This is a genomic window from Stenotrophomonas sp. 80084_Sma (assembly GCF_056481995.1).
In genome coordinates this window covers 4,504,166-4,523,001 of sequence record NZ_CM151177.1, presented here as the reverse complement: position 1 = coordinate 4,523,001, position 18,836 = coordinate 4,504,166, and the positions used below count along the sequence as shown (strand labels likewise).

Sequence of the window (18,836 nt, the reverse complement as noted above, 5' to 3'; positions counted from 1 at the left end):
CCAGCGCACCATCTGTGTTTTCTTTCGAAATGTCAAATAGCGAAAGTAAAAAGAAAGAAAATGGGGGGATGACTTTTCCCGCCGTGGAGTGCTCCGAAAAACGAAAGAACGAGCCGAATGCCGTATCGCACAATACTTAACAGGCGCCTGCAAGCGCTTACACAAAGTGTTGCGGCGCAACAACTTTCGTTTCAATGGAATATATCTTCCTTTTTCCTTTCAATTTGTTGACATCTTTCGAATCGCTGCCCTAGAGTCGGCCCAATCGCTTTCGAAACGCCCGGTGAACGGGTTGGGAGTCCGCGTGGAAATCTGCGTTCGTCGCTCGCCGCTGATGCTGGCCCTGTTGCCGGCATTGATGCTGGCGTCCATGCCGGCCCGGGCCGAGCCCGTCGGCAACCTGCGTTCGGTCAGCGCCAGCGACAGCCGCGACGGCGTGCAGGGCTGGGACCTGCAGACCGACAAGGGCGCGCGCATCCGCATCGAGCTGCCGGCCACCGACATCATCCGCGTGCAGGCCGGCCGCAACGGCAAGCTCACCGGTGCAGGTGACAAGGCCGCACCGATCGTACTGCCGCAGCCCAAGGCGAACGTGCGGGCGCAGCTGGAAGAAGACGTGCAGGAAATCCGCGTGCGCACCGATGCACTGGTGCTGCATGTACAACGGCAGCCGCTGCGCCTGCGTCTGGAGCGCTTGGACAACGGCCAACCCACCGCCCTTTGGCAGGAGCTGCAGCCGCTGGACCTGGATGCCACGCAGAGCGTGCAGGTGTTGTCCTCGCAGGCCGATGAAGGCTATTACGGTGGCGGCCAGCAGAACGGCCGTTACCAGTTCAAGGGCCGCGAGCTGGACGTGTCCTACTCCGGCGGCTGGGAAGAGGGCGACCGCCCCAGCCCGGCGCCGATGCTGCTGAGCAGCCGTGGCTGGGGCATGCTGCGCAATACCTGGAGTGATGGCAGCTACGATCTGCGCGAGGCCGACCAGGCCACGCTGCTGCACCGCGAAGACCGCTTCGATGCGTACTACTTCGTCGGCGCCGACCTGCCGAAACTGATCGAGCGCTACACCCAGCTGACCGGCCGCCCCAACATGGTGGCGCGCTGGGCGCTGTCCTACGGCGATGCCGATTGCTACAACGACGGCGACAACAGCAAGAAGCCCGGCACCGTGCCCGAAGGCTGGAGCGACGGCCCGACCGGCACCACCCCGGATGTGATCGACAGCGTGGCCAAGCAGTACCGCGCCCACGACATGCCCGGTGGCTGGATCCTGCCCAATGATGGTTACGGCTGCGGTTACAAGCAGTTGCCGGAAACGGTGAAGGGCTTGGCCAAGTACGGTTTCCGCACCGGTCTGTGGACGGAGAACGGCGTCGACAAGATCGCCTGGGAAGTGGGCAAGGCCGGCAGCCGCGTGCAGAAGCTGGACGTGGCCTGGACCGGCAAGGGCTACCAGTTCGCAATGGACGCCAACCGCCAGGCATTCAATGGCATCCTCGACAATTCCGATTCGCGCCCGTTCCTGTGGACGGTGATGGGCTGGGCCGGCATCCAGCGCTATGCGGTGGCATGGACCGGCGACCAGAGCAGCAGCTGGGACTACATCCGCTGGCACGTACCGACGCTGGTCGGTTCGGGCCTGTCCGGCATGGCCTACGCCAGCGGCGACGTCGATGCGATCTTCGGCGGCAGCGCCGAGACCTTCACCCGCGACCTGCAGTGGAAGGCCTTCACCCCGGTGCTGATGGGCATGAGCGGCTGGTCGTCGAACGCGCGCAAGCACCCGTGGTGGTACGACGAGCCCTACCGCAGCATCAACCGCGACTACCTGAAGTTGAAGATGCGCCTGACCCCGTACATGTACGGGCTGGTGCACGAGGCTGCGCAGACTGGCGCACCGCCGGTGCGTGGCCTGATGTGGGACAACCCGCGCGATCCGCATGCGCAGGATGAAACCTACAAGTACCAGTTCCTGCTCGGCCGCGACCTGCTGGTGGCGCCGGTGTATCGCAGCCAGGCCGCAAGCCGTGGCTGGCGCCGCGACATCCACCTGCCTGCCGGCGGCTGGATCGACTACTGGGATGGCCGCCGCGTGCAGGCCGCCGCCGATGGCCGCCAGCTCGACCGCCAGGTGGACCTGGCCACGCTGCCGGTGTTCGTGCGTGCCGGTGCGATCCTGCCGATGTACCCGTCGATGCTGTTCGATGGCGAGAAGCCTCTCGATGAAGTGACGTTCGACCTGTACCCGCAGGGCGAGTCGCAGTACACGCTGTACGAAGACGACGGCAACACCCGCCGCTACCAGCAGGGCGAATCGAGCACGCAGCAGATCCGCGTGCAGGCGCCGGCGCAGGGCAGCGGCCCGGTGCAGGTGCAGATTGATGCCGTGCAGGGCCAGTACAACGGCCAGCTGGCGCAGCGTCGTTATGGCCTGCGCGTGCTCAGCCGCCAGGCGCCGCGCGCGGTGCAGGCCGGTGGTCGCGCGCTGCCGGCGCTGGCCGATGCCGCTGCGTTCAACAACGCCAGTGAAGGCTGGTACTTCGATGCCAAGGAGCGTCGTGGCACCGTGCATGTGCGCACCGCCGCCCAGGACATCCGCCAGCCGCTGCAGTTGCAGCTGGACTTCGCGGTGGCTGCCGCGGCCGCCGACGATGCCTATCCGGCCGCGCCGGTGCTGGGCCGCGAACTGCCGGCCGACAGCCTGCTGGTGGTCAACCGCCCGGCCGAAGAACCCGGCCATGCGCTGGAGAATGCCTTCGATGATGATCCGGGCACCTGGTTCCGCAGCGTGCGCAACCAGGCCGTGCGCACCGGTGCGCACGAGTGGGTGATCGGCTTCGGCGAGCGCAGGATGATCGACGGCATCGACATCGCGCCGCGCAACGACAAGAACTGGAAGCACGGCCAGGTACGCGACTACGAGGTCTACCTCGGCGACAGCAATGGCGAGTGGGGCGAGCCGATCGCCCGCGGCCGCCTGCAGCTGAAGGAAGGCGTGCAGCGCATCGACTTCCCGGCCCACGCGGGTCGCCTGCTGCGTTTCCGCGTGCTGAGCGTGCAGAACCCCGAAGGCGACGGCGCCAGCAGCACCGACCCGATGGTGACCGCCGCACAGGGCAGCGCCCGCGCCTTCGATGCATTGCAGCCGCGCGATGTCGGCCCGATCGCCTTGTCCACCTTCCACATTCTTGAACACCAGGAACCGGAGCGACCGGCCCGGCAGCGCTATCTCTCCGAGCTGCCGGTGCCGGCCGCGCTGGCCAGCCAGGTGCGCACCGACCAGTCGTTCCGTGGCGACGCCGGCATGCGCATGAACGGCCTGCAGTTCCGTCGTGGCCTGGGCGTCGGCGCCAACAGCCGCATCGACCTGCGTCTGCAGGGAGGCTGGCACCTGCTGCGCGCCGACCTCGGCATCGACGACGCCTGCCGCACTGCCGGTGGCCTGCAGTTCCAGGTCTGGGGTGACAACCGCCTGCTGTACGACAGCGGCCTGGTCAAGGCGCCCGGCGTGGTCAAGCCGGAGCTGGACATCCGTGGCCTTTCCACCCTGAGCCTGCGCACGCTGGGTGCGCAGGGCAGCCAACCCGCCCAGGTCTGTGCCAACTGGGCCAATGCCGTGCTGATCGGCCAGGAGGGCGACTCCGCCAGCATCGTCGCCCCATGACTCCAACGTAACACCGCTCCTCCCCCCGCCCATTCCGACTACGGCCCTCATGGCCGTGGCCCGGGAGCGTTTTGCCCGCCGAACGCCCACGCGCTCACTTTTTGCGCCGCACCCCTGCCAGGAGAGAACCCCGATGTTGCCCGCACGCCACCACCGTCCCCCCTGTCGTTCGATCGCTCCGCTGACGCTGGCCATTGCCGGCGTGCTGTTGTCGGTCACCGTTCCTGCCTTCGCCCAGGAGAGCAAGGACAAGGCCACCGACCTGGCCCGCATCGAGGTCACCGGCTCCAACATCCGCCGCACCGACGTTGAAACCGCCTCGCCGGTGCAGGTGATCAGCAAGCAGGACATCCAGAACATGGGTGCGCGCACGCTGCTGCAGGTGCTGGACAATCTGCCGGCCGCACGCCCGGCGCAGCAGGATGCGCGTTCGCTGTTCACCGGCTCCGATGGTGCCTCGCAGGCCAACCTGCGTGGCCTCGGCGCACAGGGCACGCTGGTGCTGCTGAACGGCCGTCGCCTGTCGTACTACGGTGCGCCGGCAGGATTCCAGACCCAGTTCGTCAACATCGATGCGATCCCGGCTGCAGCCATCGAGCGCATGGAAGTGCTGACCGACGGCGCCTCGGCGGTGTACGGCACCGACGCGGTGGCCGGCGTGATCAACGTGATCACCAAGCGCAACTTCCAGGGTGCCGAGGTCAGCTTCACCAACGACACCTCGTCGCGCATCGACTCCTACGGCGAGCGCCAGGCCAGCATCACCGCCGGCTTCGGTGACCTGACCGAGAACCGCTTCAACATCTACGGCGCGGTGAACATGTACCGCCGCGACGCGATCCCGCTCAGCGACTTCTACGACAAGCGGCCCGACCAGTACTACGTCAACAATCCGAACTACCTCAACAACCTGCGCCTGGGCGTGGGCAGCAAGCCGGGTGAATTCAATCCGGGCACTTACTTCGCCTTCGATCCAGTCACCGGCCGCCGCGTGCAGGAAGCTGCGCCGGGTTGCCGGAACGTGCTGACCAGTGAAGCGGCCGGTCCGCGTTGCGTCTGGGAAACCTGGATGAACAACGAGATCGACGCTGGTGCCAAGTCCGAGCGCAACACCGCCTACCTCAACGGCACCTTCCTGGTCGGTGACAGCACCGAGATCTTCGCCGAGGCGACCTACACCGACATCGACCTGCGCGCCAATGGCGGCACGCCGCGCACCTACGGCACCACCACCGGCAACCCGACCAGCTGGTTCTCGCGCAACACCGGCAACAACGTCAACCAGTTCCTGTACCCGTTCCTGGGCCCGAACAACGAGTACAACCACGCCAGCCCGCAGATGAAGGCGATGATGGGCGGTGTGGTCGGCCTGAACTACCTGCTGCAGGATGCCGGCGCCAACTACTTCGGCCAGCGCAACACCGACAAGAGCTACCGCGTGCTGGCCGGTGCGCGCGGCAGCAGGGGTGACTGGAACTGGGAGACCGCGTTCGCCAGTGCCGGCACCCACTCCACCACGTACCAGACGATCAACGTCAACACCAAGGGCTTCGAGAAGGCCTTCGGTCCGTACACGATCGATCCGGGTACCGGCCGCGTGATCATCTCAGACCACCCGGCGTACAAGTTCGGCGAGATCAGCGAAGCCAACGCTGCCTTGATCCGTGAAGCGTTCCCGACCTTCGACATCCAGTCGTGGACCCGCCTGCACACCCTGGACGGCAAGATCGAAGGCCCGTTGTTCCAGCTGCCGGCTGGTGAGATGCGCGCCGCGTTCGGCTTCAATGCCAGCCGTGAGACCTTCTATACCCCGGGCAACGCCGATGCGGCCAATGGCCTGATCACCCAGCAGGGCGGCTCCTGGTTCGACGGCAAGCGCAACACCTACGCGCTGTTCGCCGAGACCGTGGCGCCGATCACCGACAAGCTGGAACTGGACGCGGCGGTACGCGTGGACAAGTACCCGAACTTCAGCGCCAACGTCGCGCCGAAGATCGGCTTCAAGTACCAGGCGTTCGATCAGCTGATGCTGCGCGGTACCTACTCGACCGGTTTCCGTGCACCGAGCCTGGCCGAATCCGGCAACGGCGGCGTGTTCGCGCAGCTCGGCGGCTACCGTGACGAGCTGCGCTGCAACGAGACCAACGCCATCGCCAACCTGCTGCTGAAGTCGCAGCGGCCGGGCGATGTCGATCTGGGCAAGACCATGCTGAACGTCGATTGCAGTCGCACCGTGGCACGCATGACCCAGCCGAACAAGGACCTGAAGCCGGAGAAGGCGAAGATCGCCACCCTCGGCTTCGTCTACGAGCCGGCAACCTGGCTGTCGGTGTCGGCCGACTACTGGTTCATCTACCGCGACAATGAAATCGTCGCGCCGGACTACCGCCGCATGGAAGACATCATCTCCTCGTCGCGCTCGCCGATCACCGACAGCGACCGCGCCAACCTGGCGCAGCTGGCGGCGATGTGTGCCGACCCGGCCAGCGGCGTGAACTGCCCGTCGGCACTGCCAGGCTATTCCGCCGGCAACGTGGCCAGCGTGGTGGGCCAGTACAAGAACCGTGGCAAGACGCTGATCGACGGCTTCGACATCGACGCGCGCAGCCGCTTCTCGCTGGGTGACTGGGGCAACCTGAACATCGGTCTGGCTGCCACCATCGCCAACCGAAACCGCTTCTACATGGACGAAGCGAGCGGCTGGTACTACGGCGACGTGGTGGGCTACTACAACAACCCGCGCCTGCGTGCCACGCTCAACGCCGACTGGACCTACAAGCAGGTCACCACCAGCATGTTCGTCAACTATGTGGGCGGCACCAAGTGGGCCACCGACCAGGTCGACGAAAAGAGCAACAACAAGGAAACCTGCACCGGCGGCTACCTGGCCCTGCAGAAGAGCAAGTGCGACGGTGCACCGTCGTGGTGGACCGCCAACATGAGCGTCACCTGGCGCCCGGATGATGCGTGGAATCTGAGCTTCACGGTCAAGAACCTGTTCAACCGCCTGCCGTTCTACGACCCGAACAGCTTCCTGGGTGACTCCAGTGACTACGCAACGATCTTCGGTCGTGGTTACAGTGTGACCATCGGCTACCGGTTCAAGTAATTCCGTTTGCGTGACCTGGCGTGCCGGCTTCGGTCGGCACGCTGCCAAGAGGAGAGATGTTTGCCATGAAGCGTAGGGAATTCATCGCGGCCAGTGCCGCTGTTGCCGCCAGCAGCCTGCTGCCGCAGACCCCGGCCTGGGCACGCGGGCGCAAGGTGCGCCTGGCCATGATCGGTACCGGCATGCGTGGCCTGGTGCTGCTGAAGGAACTGGTGCGCCGCGACGACGTCGAGGTGGTCGCCGTCTGCGATATCGAGCCGATCATGCTTGGCCGCGCCGTGGAGATGGTCAGCAAGGCCGGCAAGCCGGCACCGAAGACCTACGGCCAGGACCGCGACACCCATGCCTGGAAGCGCCTGCTGGAACAGAAGGGCATTGATGGCGTGATCATTGCCACGCCGTGGGAGTACCACGCGCCGATGGCGATTGCTGCGATGCAGGCCGGCGTGGCAGTGGGTTGTGAAGTAGTGGCCGGCATCACCCTGCAGGATCACTGGGACGTGCTGAAGACCCAGCTGAGCACCGGCACCCCGTACATGCTGCTGGAGAACGTCTGCTACCGCCGTGACGTGATGGCCGCGCTGCAGATGGTGCGCCAGGGCCTGTTCGGCGAGCTGGTGCACCTGCAGGCCGGCTACCAGCACGACCTGCGCGGCGTTAAGTTCAATTCCGGTGACCCGAACCAGCCCTACGACAGCGGCGTGGAGTTCGGTCCCAAGGGCTGGAGCGAAGCCCGCTGGCGCACCGAGCATTCGGTGGAGCGCAATGGTGAGCTCTACCCCAGCCACGGCATCGGCCCGTGCGCGATGTACACCGGCATCAACCGCGGTAATCGCTTCACCCACATCAACGCTTTCGCGACCAAGGCGCGTGGCCTGCACGAATACACCGTGGCCAAGAGTGGCGGCACCACCCACCCCAGCACCAAGGTGAAGTTCAAGCTGGGCGACATCGTGACCACCACGCTGGCCTGCGAGAACGGTGAGACCATCCTGCTGCAGCACGACACTTCGCTGCCGCGCCCGTACTCGATGGGCTTCCGCGTGCAGGGCACCAAGGGCCTGTGGATGGATGTGAACCATTCGATCCACATCGAAGGCCGCAGCCCGCCGCACCAGTGGGAAGAGTTCAAGAAGTACCAGGACGAGTACGAGCACCCGCTGTGGAAGCAGAATGCCGAGACCGCTGCCAGCGCCGGTCATGGGGGAATGGACTGGTTCGTCATCCACGCGTTTGTCGAGGCGCTGAAGGCCAAGGCACCGATGCCGATCGATATCTATGACGCGGTGACCTGGAGTGCGATCACGCCGCTCAGCGAGCAGTCGATCGCCAACAGCTTCCAGACGTTGGAGTTCCCGGACTTCACCGCTGGTGCGTGGAAGCAGCGTAAGCCGATTTTTGCGTTTGACGGCAAGTATTGATTCGCTCTTGTAGAGTCGAGCCATGCTCGACTGTTTCGAACACAACGCCGGGCCATGCCCGGCGTTGCTGTTTGCGGCGCCCCCTAACAGGCCCATGCTAGGCTCGGCTTCGTGCCCGGCAGTTGATGTCAATCGACAGAGAGGAGCTTGCCTGATGCGCCTGCTGACCTTCACCTGTCCACTTTGCGGCGCTGCCGGGCAGCGATTCCCGCTGCTTTCCGCATCGAGACGGCAGGCGAAGACGGCATGCAGGGGATGTGGCGTGATGCTGCGCTCGGATCCCCGCTTGGGCCTGCACACGCTCTACCTGCTGCATACGCAGATCATCGTGCTGCTGGCTGCATTGCCCATGATCTGGGCCTGTGCCTTGGGCCGATGGTTCTGGTTGGCTGTGATCTGGGCCGTGGTGCTGGCGTTGTGCTGGTTCCCCGGCGTAATCAGGCACGCACGAAGTCCGATCATGCGCGCCTGCCGCGATCCGGATTACAGCTACGCGCGCAGGCCGGGTGCTTCCACTACGCGCGCTGCTGCAAACGCTGGGCAGGGTAGCGACGTGCCAGGTGCCAGCCCATGATCCGGCCGATCATTGCCCTCCTGACCGCAAGCCTGGCCGCGTGTGCATCGCACCCAGCCGATGCCGTGCAGTGCCCCGAGGCCACGATCACCTACATCGGCAGTGAAACTGTGGATGCCGTGGTCCTTGGCAGGTTCCAGATCAGTACGGAGGGATCGCAGGCACTACGACTGCCACTGGCCAGCGTGGATCGGCAGGCGCATGCACACGCGGTATCGACCGATATCCGCGACGAACACGGTCTTGCCTGGCGTCCCTTCAGTGTTGTTCTGGAAGAGCTCAAGCCGCCGGCTGCGGACCTGATGGTTGCACGAGGTGAGATTGAAACCTTCCTGTACGACGGCAAGGGCGCCTTCCTGCCCGGTGCGGTGCAGAAAGGGCAGGAGCTTTCCATCGTCGTGCGCGATCTTCAAGGTTGCGCACATCGCTCGATGCCGTTCGCTCCTGAGCTGCGTTGACGTGGAAGCGCAAGCGAGAGGCCCGGAGTGACGGGTACGAGCAGGGGAAGATGGCGCGCCCGGAGGGATTCGAACCCCCGACCAATGGCTTCGGAAGCCACTACTCTATCCGGCTGAGCTACGGGCGCGTTGTAGAACCGCCGCGCCACCGACCAGTGCCGGAGCGGGCATCGCAGCGCCATGAAGCGGTGCGGGACCGGCATTCTATCCAGTTTCGCCGAACAAATCTCCCCCCATGGGCAAAGCCCTGCCAGAGGGGCAGGAGTATCCTATCGTCATGGCTGATACCCCCCTCATTTCGCCGCAGTCGCCGGCGACGCCGCGTTGGCGGCATTACTGGAGTCTGATGCGCGCTGATCGCCCGATCGGCACGCTGCTGCTGCTGTGGCCCACATGGTGGGCGTTGTGGCTGGCTGCGGGCGGCCTGCCGCCGCTGTGGACCCTGTTCGTGTTCACCGCCGGCGTGTGGCTGACCCGCTCGGCCGGTTGCGTCATCAACGACTATGCCGACCGCTGGCTGGATCCGCACGTGGAGCGAACCAAGGCGCGCCCGCTGGCCACCGGCGCAATCAGCGGCCGTGCCGCGCTGGCACTGTTCGCCGTGCTGATGCTGGTGGCGTTCGGCCTGGTGCTGACCCTGAACGGGCTGACCATCGGCCTCAGCTTCATCGGCGTGTTCCTGGCCGCCAGCTACCCGTACCTGAAGCGCTACACCCATCTGCCGCAGGTCTACCTGGGCATGTCGTTCGGCTGGGGCATCCCGATGGCGTTCGCCGCCGTGCAGGGCGAGGTGCCGATGCTGGGCTGGCTGCTGTATGCCGGCAACATCCTATGGTCCACCGCCTACGACACTTGGTACGCCATGGTCGACCGCGAGGACGACCTGAAGATGGGCTCGCACTCCACCGCGATCCTGTTCGGTGATCTCGACCTGGTCATCCAGGGCGTGCTGTACGCGCTGTTCCTGGCCACCATGGCGCTGGTCGGCGTGCGCGGCGGGCTGGGTGGGTACTACCTGGCCGGCGTGGCGGTGGCCACCGTTCTGGTGGTGTACGAGTTCTGGATCTGCCGAAACCGCGAGCGCGGCCCGTGCTTCAAGGCGTTCCTGCACAACAACTGGGTGGGCGCCGCGCTGTTCGCCGGCATCGCCGTGGACCTGGCGCTGCGTTGAGCCCAAGGTGAGGTAGAGCCGGCCGCTGGCCGGCTGCACCCGTGCGCGATCCCGAGGTTGCCGGCCAGCGGCCGGCACTACCATTCCGCCACCTACGACCAATAGGTGGCTGACAGGCCGCACCCCACCGCCCAGAATCGATCCATCGAACCTGGGAGGGTAGGCGATGGCCTCGACGGCAGCAGTACAGGACGGCTGGATGGCGCGCGCAGCGCTGCGCTCGGCCGCCTGGGCGGAAAAGTGGTTCCCCGATGCGTACGTGTTCGCGGTTCTGGGCGTGGTCATCGTCGCGCTGGCCGCGATGGGCTTCGGCTCGACCCCGCAGGCCACCGCCAGCGCCTTCGGTGACGGTTTCTGGAGCCTGATCCCCTTCACCATGCAGATGGCCTTCGTGGTCATCGGTGGCTACGCCGTGGCCATCGCGCCGGTGGTCGCCCGCTTCATCGACTTCCTGGCCCGGGTGCCACGCACCGGCCGCGGTGCGGTGGTGTACGTGGGCCTGGTCAGCATGCTCGCTTCGCTGCTCAGCTGGGGTTTCTCGCTGGTGTTCGGTGGCCTGCTGGTGCGCGCGCTGGCGCGCCGTACCGAACTGCGCATGGACTACCGCGCCGCGGGTGCTTCGGCGTACCTCGGCCTGGGTGCGGTGTGGGCCATGGGATTGAGCTCGTCGGCCGCACAGCTGCAGGCCAATCCGGCCAGCATGCCGCCGGGCCTGGTCGAGATCACCGGCGTCCTGCCGTTTACCGAAACCATCTTCCTGTGGCAGTCGATCGCACTGACCGCGGTGCTGATCCTGGTCTCGCTGCTGATCGCCTGGTTGACCGCACCGGCCGCCGGCAGTGCCCGTACCGCTGAAGACTTCCCCGGCGCCGCGCAGGCCGAGCCGGAGCCGTTGCAGCGCCGCACGCGCCCGGGCGAATGGCTGGAGTACAGCCCGCTGCTGACCGTGCTGCTCTCGCTGCTGGCGTTCGGCTGGCTGTTCAACGAGTTCGCCAACAAGCCGGTGGTCACCGCCATCGCCAACCTCAACACCTACAACTTCCTGTTCATTTCGCTGGGCCTGCTGCTGCACTGGCGGCCGCGCAGCTTCCTCAACGCGGTGGCCAAGGCGGTGCCCAGCACCACCGGCGTGCTGATCCAGTTCCCGCTGTACGGTGGCATCGCGATGATCCTCACCCACGCTGCCGGTGGCGACGGGCAGACACTGGCGCACCGGCTGTCGAGCCTGTTCGTGCACGTGGCCAGCACCGATACCTTCGCGCTGGTGATGGGCGTTTATTCGGCGGTGCTCGGCTTCTTCGTGCCCTCCGGTGGTGGCAAGTGGATCATCGAGGCGCCGTACGTGATGCAGGCCGCCAACGAACTGAAGGCACACCTGGGCTGGGCGGTGCAGGTCTACAACGCCGCCGAAGCGCTGCCGAACCTGATCAATCCGTTCTGGATGCTGCCATTGCTGGGCGTGCTGGGGCTGAAGGCACGCGACATCGTCGGCTTCACCTTCATCCAGCTGCTGGTGCACATCCCGTTGGTGCTGGGCCTGCTGTGGCTGCTGGGGATGACCTTGGCGTATGTGCCGCCGGTGATGCCCTGAATGCAGCATTGGCTTCCCTGCGTGAGCCGGGAAGCCAACCTTGTTCAGCGCGTGTTTCCGGCAGCGAATGCCATGAATGCGCGAAACGCTGAAGACTTCATGAGCACATGCCGAACCCGCATGAATTCTTCAGCCGCTTGTGCCACAAGGGCTTCCGCGCGTTCATTCACGGGTGTACACACAGATGTAGCCACCCCCCCACGCGTGATTAACCATTCGCTGCAGACGATGGCCACGTCCACCGCATTCCGCGAGTGGCTTTGGAGATCGGACATGGCACAGCAGAACCAGAACCCGAACCAGAAACAACAGGGCCAGCAGAACCAGCAGGATCAGCAGCAGGGTCGCGGCCGTGACCAGCAGCAGCAACAGCAACAGGAACAGCAGAAGCGCAACCAGAACCAGCAGCAGGGCGGTAACGACGAAGAAGAATGACCGCGCCGTGCATGCGGAGTGACCGGTGAAGCCCCGCCACGTGCGGGGCTTCGCTTATTCCAGCACGCCAATGCGCTGCAACACCGGCGCCGCCGACATGTCGTTCGGGTTGGTGCCGGGCTGATCCTGCGGCACGTCCATGCCCATGCCGCGGTACAGATCCACCCAGTGCTGGGCGATCTCCCCGGTCTGCGGGTTGCGGAAATTCATCGGCTGCAATGCGAATACGTGGTGCGCACGGAAGGCGCGTTCGATGAAGTCCGAGCAGTAATAGCCGTCTTCGTTCAACACATACGACGTGTTGTACGGCTTGCCCAGCATCGTACGCGCGGTGGTGACCGCATCCTTGATGGCCGCCTGTTGCGGCGCGCGCAGGCGATAGACCACGATCTGCCGCTGCTTGGCGCGCGCCTCCTGGCGGAACTCGATCAGCGATTGCCGGCGCGATCCCTTCTCGTCGGCGTGCAGCACGTCCCAGCCCTTCGGTGCCGAGGCGACCAGGGCGACGTGATCGAAGCTGGGTGCGCCCTGCGTGCCGGTGGCATCGTCGATGGCGGCACTGAGGCCGCTGCGGCCGGCGGTGACGAACAGCAGATCGCCTTCGTGGACATCGACGGCCATCGCCACCGCTGGCCACAGGGCGGGCAGCAGCAGGCCGATCAGGAGCAGGAGGCGATGCATGAGGACTCTCGGACAGGCGGAATGCCGGAATTGTAGGGCGCGCGGTAGCATGGAGCGACCGGACCGGATTCAGGATGAGCCCATGTGTCGATACCGTTCTGCCGCACTGCTGATGCTCGCCTGTGGCGTGGTGCTGGTTGCCTGCACACCAGCGCCGCAGCCACCGCAGACAGCGGGCGAAGCCGGGCCTGCCGCAGCGGCGCCGGCGATCACTGCCGCCGAGCCCACACCTGTGGCTGCACGCAGTGAATGCCCCCACCCGGAATTCGATACATTCCTGAAGCATTTCGGCAACGAGATCACGCTGCAGGAAAAGGCCACTGCCGATCCTTTGCTGGACAGCTACATCGATGCCGAGGCCGAGCCGGAACCGCGCAAGGTGGAAAGCCGGTTGGCGCTGGCCGATGTCGAGTGGCCGGTGATGCCCGATCCAGCCGCATTGGCCGGGCAGGGCCGCGAAATGCAGGTCAGCAGGTTGGCCGATGGACAGCGGCAGGTGCAGATCCGCACGCCGGACAGCAGCGACCAGCAGACCTATACCTTTGCGCTGACGCCGTGCTGGACGCTGGTCAAGCGTGAGGACGAGTCGATCTGAAGCTTGATCCGGCACAGGCGCGGCGGGCCAGTGGCTGCTAGGCTCGAGGCCTGGTCCAGGCAGGGAGACGCCGATGCAGGCTTTCAGGAAGCGCACCACCACCGCCGCCTTCGCCGCTGTATTGGCGATAGTCCCCTTCAGCGGCGCCCAGGCACAGTCGGTGCATGCCGATGACCGCGCCTACTTCGCCAGTGCGGCGGCCGAACAGGCTGCGCGTGACACGCTGGGCAGACAGGTGGAGGCCCTGCAGCATGCTGCGGGCATCGCACCGGCGCAACGATTCCGGCAGGCAGAGGCACTGCAGGCAGAGTGCCTGCGCCATCACGGCTACCTGCACCTGCAGGCCGCCCGCAACGCGCGTGATCATCGCCCGGCACAGGCGCTGGACCAGGTGATGGCGCTGTGCAGCCGCATCGCCCGCACCGGTCGCGCTGCATTGCGCGAGGCGCCTGTGGACGCAGCGTGGGCCGCGCCCTACGGTTTCCTGCGTACGCGTGCGCTCAAGGAGGCTGCCGCCCCGGCCAATGCCGCGCTGGATGAGGCCGTGGAGGCGCTGGCCGATCCGGCGCTGGACAGTTTCGCGCGCCTGCGTGGGCAGATCCTGCGCAGTGCCGAGTATCCACAGATCGCACGCGATGGACGGCATTGGGACACGGGGCACGACAGGCAGGCCCTGGCCCAGCAACAGGACCGCGCGTTGCGTGAAGCGGGCTGGAAGGGTTACTGGCAGGGCCTGCACTCGCGCCGTGAGCCGATGGCCTCGGTGCTGCTGGGCCTGGTGCAGGTGAATGACGCCGCCGCACGCCTGCAGGGCGATGGCTCGGCGCCGGCACACGGCTATCAGCGCATGGGTCTGGATACAGCGGCAGTGGATGCGACGCTGGTAGCAATCGAACATCACGCCGGAGACCGCCGCGCCTACCAGGACATGCTGCTGCACCACGCTGCGAGATCCGGCATCGATGCGCCGCAGATCTGGGATACCACGGTGCCCGATGCCGGTTACACGCCACCGGTGCTGACGCTGGCGCAGCTGCGCGACAACGCCGCCGATGCCATGCAGCATCTGGGGCCTGCGTACGTCGCCGAACTGCGCGCGCTGCTCGAACCAGCCAACCAGCGCATGGACCTGGCCACCGAGCGCGGCAATCGCAGCCAGGATGCGTTCTCGGTGAACGCTCCTGGCGCGCCGGCGATGTTGTACGTCGGTGTGCGCAGTGGGGATCTGGAGAGCGACGTCGAGATCGCCCATGAAGCCGGTCACGCGCTGCACGGTGAGTGGATGCAGCGTGGCCACGCATCGCCGCTGCAGCGCAATGGAAGCCAGTGGCTGACCGAGGCGTTCGCGATCTACAACGAGCTGCGCTTCCGCGACCAGCTGTACCAGCAGGCACAGGACCCGCGCGCCAAGGCCTATTACCTGAAGTCGCTGCTGGACGACATGGTGCTGCAGCTGTTCACCTCCTCCGAGGAAGCGCAACTGGAGCAGTCGATCTACCAGGGCGTTGCCGCCGGCACGCTGGGCACCGCCGATGACCTGGACGCGCTGACCGGGCAGGTGCTCGCGCGCTTCGGCCAGCAACCGGAGCGCTACCCGCAGCTGCGCAACACCTGGATCGGCAAGCGCCTGATGTATGAAGACCCGAACTATCTGGTGAACTACCTGTATGCGGGGCTGCTGGCCGTGCAGCTGTATGTGCAGGACCAGCGCGACCCGGAAGGGTTCCGTGAGCGTTATCTCGCCGTGCTTGGTGAGGGCTTCGATCGCGCGCCGAACGAGCAGGTGGCGCAACTGCTGGGGCACGCGCCTGACTGGGCGGCCCTGGTGGATGCCGATCTGCAGGTGTTCAACCAGACGGCGGCACAGCTGCAGGCGCTGCATGCGCGGATCGAGGCAGGGCAGGGAACGTGAAGATGCTGCGCCCCTTGCAGCAGGCGGCCGCCACCGTGTGGCTGCTGTTGCTGCTGTGCCTGCTGCCCATGGCGGCGACGGCGGTCACCCCGATACCTGCGCTGGACGATCCGGTGGTGGATGCCGCCAACGCGTTGTCCGCCGACACCCGCGCCACGTTGCGCACGCAGGCGCTGCAGCTGCAGGCGCGGAAAGGTGCACAGCTGCAGGTGCTGGTGGTACCCAGCGTGGGCAGCGAAGGCATCGAGGCCTATGCACAGCGGGTGTTCGATCAGTGGCAGCTGGGGCGCGCCGGTGTCGACGATGGTGTGCTGCTGTTGGTGGCGGTGCAGGACCGCCGCGTGCGCATCCAGACCGGCTATGGCCTGGAAGGAGCGCTACCGGACGCGTACGCCGCTCGCATCATCGACAACGCGATCGTGCCGCGCTTCCGTGAGGGCGATGTCGACCAGGGCGTGCTCGATGGCACGAAGATCATGGTGGCGCTGATCGATGGCGAGGACCTGCCGGCATGGGAAGAACCGTCGGCCAGCAATGTGCTGCCTGCGGACTGGCGACGCGCAGACTCGGTGGTGGCGTTGACCCTGCTGGCCGGTTTCCTGGCCGGGCTGTGGCGCTCGCCGCCGCCCCTCCCGCCGGCGAAGACCGAGGACGATTTCAGCGGCAGCCGTCGGGAGCGGCGGCGCAAGGCACTGGCCGCCAATGCATCGGCACCAAAACCAACCTGGCCGACCTTGCCGGCCTGGGGGCGTCCGATGCTGCTGACAGGGGTGATTGCCGCAGGCGCGCTGTCCGTGGCGTTGCTGCTGCCACGCCACTTGCTGCCGGGCCTGTGCTTCGTGATGGTGCTGGGCGTGCCGGTGGCGGCCCTGCTCGGCTGGTGCTGGCGTCGCAGCCGCGGGGTGCGCGTCGTCCTGTGCGGCATGCTGGTGCTCAGCGCAGTCTTCCTGGTACAGGCGCTGCTTCGTGGCCAGCTGCCACCGAGCCTGGCCCGACACCTGCTGCTGCAGTCCGCCGCGGGCGTTGTCACCCTGATGGTGTTCCTGCTGGTGCAGGCCTGCCGCACACGCTGGAAGAAGAATCGCGGCAGCTTCGTCGTGCGCATGACGGTGCTGGTGCTGTTGACCCTCGGCTATGCCGCGGGCGCGTTGCTGGCGATCCATCGTGCCGAAGGTGACGATCCACGGCTGCTGGCAATGATCGTGTCCGGGGTGTGCGGCGTACTGCTGTACTTCGTGTGGTTGTTCACCATGCTGCCGGGCGAGCGCGCACGTGGCCGGGTTTCATCCTCCCGCGAACGCACGTCGTCCCGTTCGTCGTCCTCGTCGAGTTCGTCGTCGAGCAGTTCCAGCAGCTGGTCTGGAGGCGGCGGCCGCAGCGGCGGAGGCGGCGCGTCCGGCAGCTGGTAGTTCAGGTCGCCTGCACCCGCCAGCCGAGCGAGGCGTCCTCCACAACACCCGGGCCGGCCACGTCGCCGACCTGCAGCTGCAAGCCGCGCGCGTTCGGCAGGTCCTTCTGCTCGGGGAACCAGCGACGATCCGCAGCGACCACGATCAGCAGGCCCTCGTCGTCGCCCATTGGCGCGAACTGCGACGAAGGCGGGCTGATCGGTTGCAGGCCGAACCGCAGGCTGGACTGTTCGCGCACAGCGTCGACATCGTGGCTGGGCAGGCCGACCTCGCTCAGGCAGGTCAGTTCGCTGCCGTGGAACGCACCTTCGCGCGCGCTGGCCGGCAAACGGCGGCGGCCGATCAGTTCCAGGATCAGGCCGTCAGGACCAGTGAAGTACACCGACTGCGACTGCCAGCTGCTTTCCAGCGCGAAGTAGTCCAGTCCCGCCGGATTGCGCTGCAGTGGCGTGCGTTCACGCAACCAGGTCATCGCCTCGCCGAAGCGGTTGTCCGCGACGTTGAAGGCCAGGTGCACGCCACCGACCGGATGATCAGCCGCCGGCTGCAGTTCGATCGTGCTCCAGCCGATGTGCACATGATTTCCGACCACGCGCTGCTGCAGCACATCGTGGAAATACGCGGCGACGGTGGTGACGTCGGACACTGGCAGGGTGAGGTGAAGCAGGCGCATGGCCGATCCTCCGTGGATGCGCCCACTGTAGCGCCGGGCCATGCCCGGCGGCCACTACCGCAGTGCTTCGGCGAAGAATCGCACCGCGGCATCCACTGCCTGCGCGTGGGTGTCCGCCTTCGGAACCGAACTGCTGCAGAGCTCGGGCAACCTCTGCACACCAACCGCTGTACAGGCCGCCAGGAAGTCGTAGTGACCGACATCCGGCAGACGCTGCAGCACAGCGCCCGGAATCAGTGTCTGTGCAGCCTCGCCATTGCTCTGCGGTGGCGCAACCGTGTCAGCCTCGCCCAGCACGATCGACACTGGCTGCCTCAGCGAGGACAGCTGCTCGGGCGCGAACGCCTGCACGATCGCGGGTGCCAGCAGGAATGCCGCACGCACGCCGGGGATCGCGCGCGAGTCGTTGGCGTGGGAGATCCAGGGAGACATCGCGGGTGAGCCCGCAGCGGCAACACGCGCGTCCATCGTGTGCGTGGCGGTTTCCTGTTGTGGCCGGCAGACGCCGTCATCCGGGTGCGCGCGGCAGAAAGCCAACAGCCGCTGCAGGTCGGGGCGTGCACCGGCGGCCAGCAGCGCGGTGTAGCCTCCGGCCGAGAACCCGGCCACACCCAGTCGCTCAGGGTCGACATGCGGACCCAGCAGCGGATCGGCCTGTACTGCAGCGAGTGCCGCGCGCAGGTCATCCGCACGCAACCAGCTCAGTACGCTGCCGGGCAGGGTCATCTCGTCCACGCCGTTGTTGCCGGGATGATCGACCGCGATTACCAGATACCCGGCGCGCGCCAATGCCTTGCCCAACCAGCCCATCATGCGCGCGCTGCCGCCGTTGCCGTGGGAGAGCAGCAGGGTCGGCAGGCGCTTGCCCGCGATCGGGGCATCCGTGGCTGAGCGGCCGACGTCGAACAGCGGCGCATCGGGCGGACCGATGGTCAGGGCGGTTTCCGTGCTGCCAGCGGACGCGGGATACCAGACCGTGTAGCGCAGGGCGTCGCGATGCTGCGCATCGCGAACCGCGGCGCTGGCCACTGTGGTGGTGCCGTGGCGTTCGCCTGCCTTCCAAGGCTCGCCAGCGCTGGCGGCCCCCGCGGAGGCCATCAGCATCATTCCCATCACAGTGGCTGTCATGCGCATCCTCAACTC

General features: G+C 66.3%; 14 protein-coding genes and 1 tRNA gene. 11 read left to right on the top strand and 4 right to left on the bottom strand.

The features are described 5' to 3' along the window. The first annotated feature begins 304 nt into the window (after positions 1-304). The 5 genes from ACZK3W_RS20775 (at position 305) to ACZK3W_RS20755 (ending at position 9,226) form a co-directional block, all read left to right on the top strand. Positions 305-3,664 carry a TIM-barrel domain-containing protein gene (locus tag ACZK3W_RS20775; RefSeq protein WP_293792223.1) on the top strand — a complete coding sequence of 1,120 codons (3,360 nt, stop codon included), beginning with the start codon at positions 305-307 and terminating at the stop codon, positions 3,662-3,664. A 133-nt stretch (positions 3,665-3,797) separates the two neighbouring features. Further along, the gene (locus ACZK3W_RS20770; protein ID WP_293792221.1) at positions 3,798-6,773 is read left to right on the top strand and encodes a TonB-dependent receptor domain-containing protein; all 2,976 of its coding nucleotides are present in this window, start codon (positions 3,798-3,800) and stop codon (positions 6,771-6,773) included. A gap of 65 nt (positions 6,774-6,838) precedes the next feature. After that, on the top strand, positions 6,839-8,194 hold the full coding sequence (locus tag ACZK3W_RS20765) for a Gfo/Idh/MocA family protein (protein WP_125895458.1): 1,356 nt from the start codon (positions 6,839-6,841) through the stop codon (positions 8,192-8,194). Positions 8,195-8,348: 154 nt separating this feature from the next. Next, positions 8,349-8,768, top strand: coding sequence for a hypothetical protein (locus ACZK3W_RS20760; RefSeq protein ID WP_125895560.1), 420 nt, complete (start codon positions 8,349-8,351; stop codon positions 8,766-8,768). Continuing rightward, positions 8,765-9,226, top strand: a complete 462-nt coding sequence (locus ACZK3W_RS20755) for an adhesin (protein WP_125895559.1) — start codon at positions 8,765-8,767, stop codon at positions 9,224-9,226. The genes ACZK3W_RS20760 and ACZK3W_RS20755 overlap by 4 nt, the downstream gene beginning before the upstream one ends. A 51-nt stretch (positions 9,227-9,277) precedes the next feature. On the opposite strand, the gene ACZK3W_RS20750 is transcribed toward ACZK3W_RS20755, so the two are convergent. After that, positions 9,278-9,354, bottom strand: a tRNA-Arg gene (locus ACZK3W_RS20750). 149 nt (positions 9,355-9,503) lie between these two features. On the opposite strand from ACZK3W_RS20750, the gene ubiA reads away from it, so the two are divergent. The 3 genes from ubiA to ACZK3W_RS20735 all read left to right on the top strand — a co-directional run bounded on the left by ubiA (position 9,504) and on the right by ACZK3W_RS20735 (position 12,423). Beyond that, the gene (gene ubiA / locus ACZK3W_RS20745; RefSeq protein WP_111178112.1) at positions 9,504-10,397 is read left to right on the top strand and encodes a 4-hydroxybenzoate octaprenyltransferase; all 894 of its coding nucleotides are present in this window, start codon (positions 9,504-9,506) and stop codon (positions 10,395-10,397) included. Positions 10,398-10,563: 166 nt separating this feature from the next. After that, a complete protein-coding gene (locus ACZK3W_RS20740) occupies positions 10,564-11,988 on the top strand; it encodes a short-chain fatty acid transporter (RefSeq protein WP_478450245.1) in 1,425 nt (474 codons plus the stop codon). A 273-nt stretch (positions 11,989-12,261) separates the two neighbouring features. After that, entirely contained in the window at positions 12,262-12,423 is a 162-nt protein-coding gene (locus tag ACZK3W_RS20735; RefSeq protein WP_167796845.1) for a hypothetical protein, read from the top strand. A 54-nt stretch (positions 12,424-12,477) separates the two neighbouring features. On the opposite strand, the gene ACZK3W_RS20730 is transcribed toward ACZK3W_RS20735, so the two are convergent. After that, a complete protein-coding gene (locus ACZK3W_RS20730; protein WP_478450244.1) occupies positions 12,478-13,104 on the bottom strand; it encodes a YiiX/YebB-like N1pC/P60 family cysteine hydrolase in 627 nt (208 codons plus the stop codon). An 82-nt stretch (positions 13,105-13,186) separates the two neighbouring features. Between ACZK3W_RS20730 and ACZK3W_RS20725 the strand changes: the two genes are divergently transcribed. The 3 genes from ACZK3W_RS20725 (at position 13,187) to ACZK3W_RS20715 (ending at position 17,020) form a co-directional block, all read left to right on the top strand. Further along, positions 13,187-13,699 carry a hypothetical protein gene (locus ACZK3W_RS20725; RefSeq protein WP_478450243.1) on the top strand — a complete coding sequence of 171 codons (513 nt, stop codon included), beginning with the start codon at positions 13,187-13,189 and terminating at the stop codon, positions 13,697-13,699. 73 nt (positions 13,700-13,772) lie between these two features. Then, positions 13,773-15,611 carry a M3 family metallopeptidase gene (locus ACZK3W_RS20720; protein WP_478450242.1) on the top strand — a complete coding sequence of 613 codons (1,839 nt, stop codon included), beginning with the start codon at positions 13,773-13,775 and terminating at the stop codon, positions 15,609-15,611. Positions 15,612-15,613: 2 nt separating this feature from the next. Then, positions 15,614-17,020, top strand: coding sequence for a TPM domain-containing protein (locus tag ACZK3W_RS20715; protein ID WP_478450241.1), 1,407 nt, complete (start codon positions 15,614-15,616; stop codon positions 17,018-17,020). 1 nt (position 17,021) lies between these two features. Here ACZK3W_RS20715 and ACZK3W_RS20710 read toward each other — a convergent pair whose 3' ends face one another. Then, a complete protein-coding gene (locus tag ACZK3W_RS20710) occupies positions 17,022-17,693 on the bottom strand; it encodes a VOC family protein (protein WP_293792195.1) in 672 nt (223 codons plus the stop codon). 54 nt (positions 17,694-17,747) lie between these two features. Further along, complete coding sequence (locus tag ACZK3W_RS20705) at positions 17,748-18,827, bottom strand: alpha/beta hydrolase family protein (protein WP_478450240.1); 1,080 nt, start codon at positions 18,825-18,827, stop codon at positions 17,748-17,750. Positions 18,828-18,836: the final 9 nt, after the last annotated feature.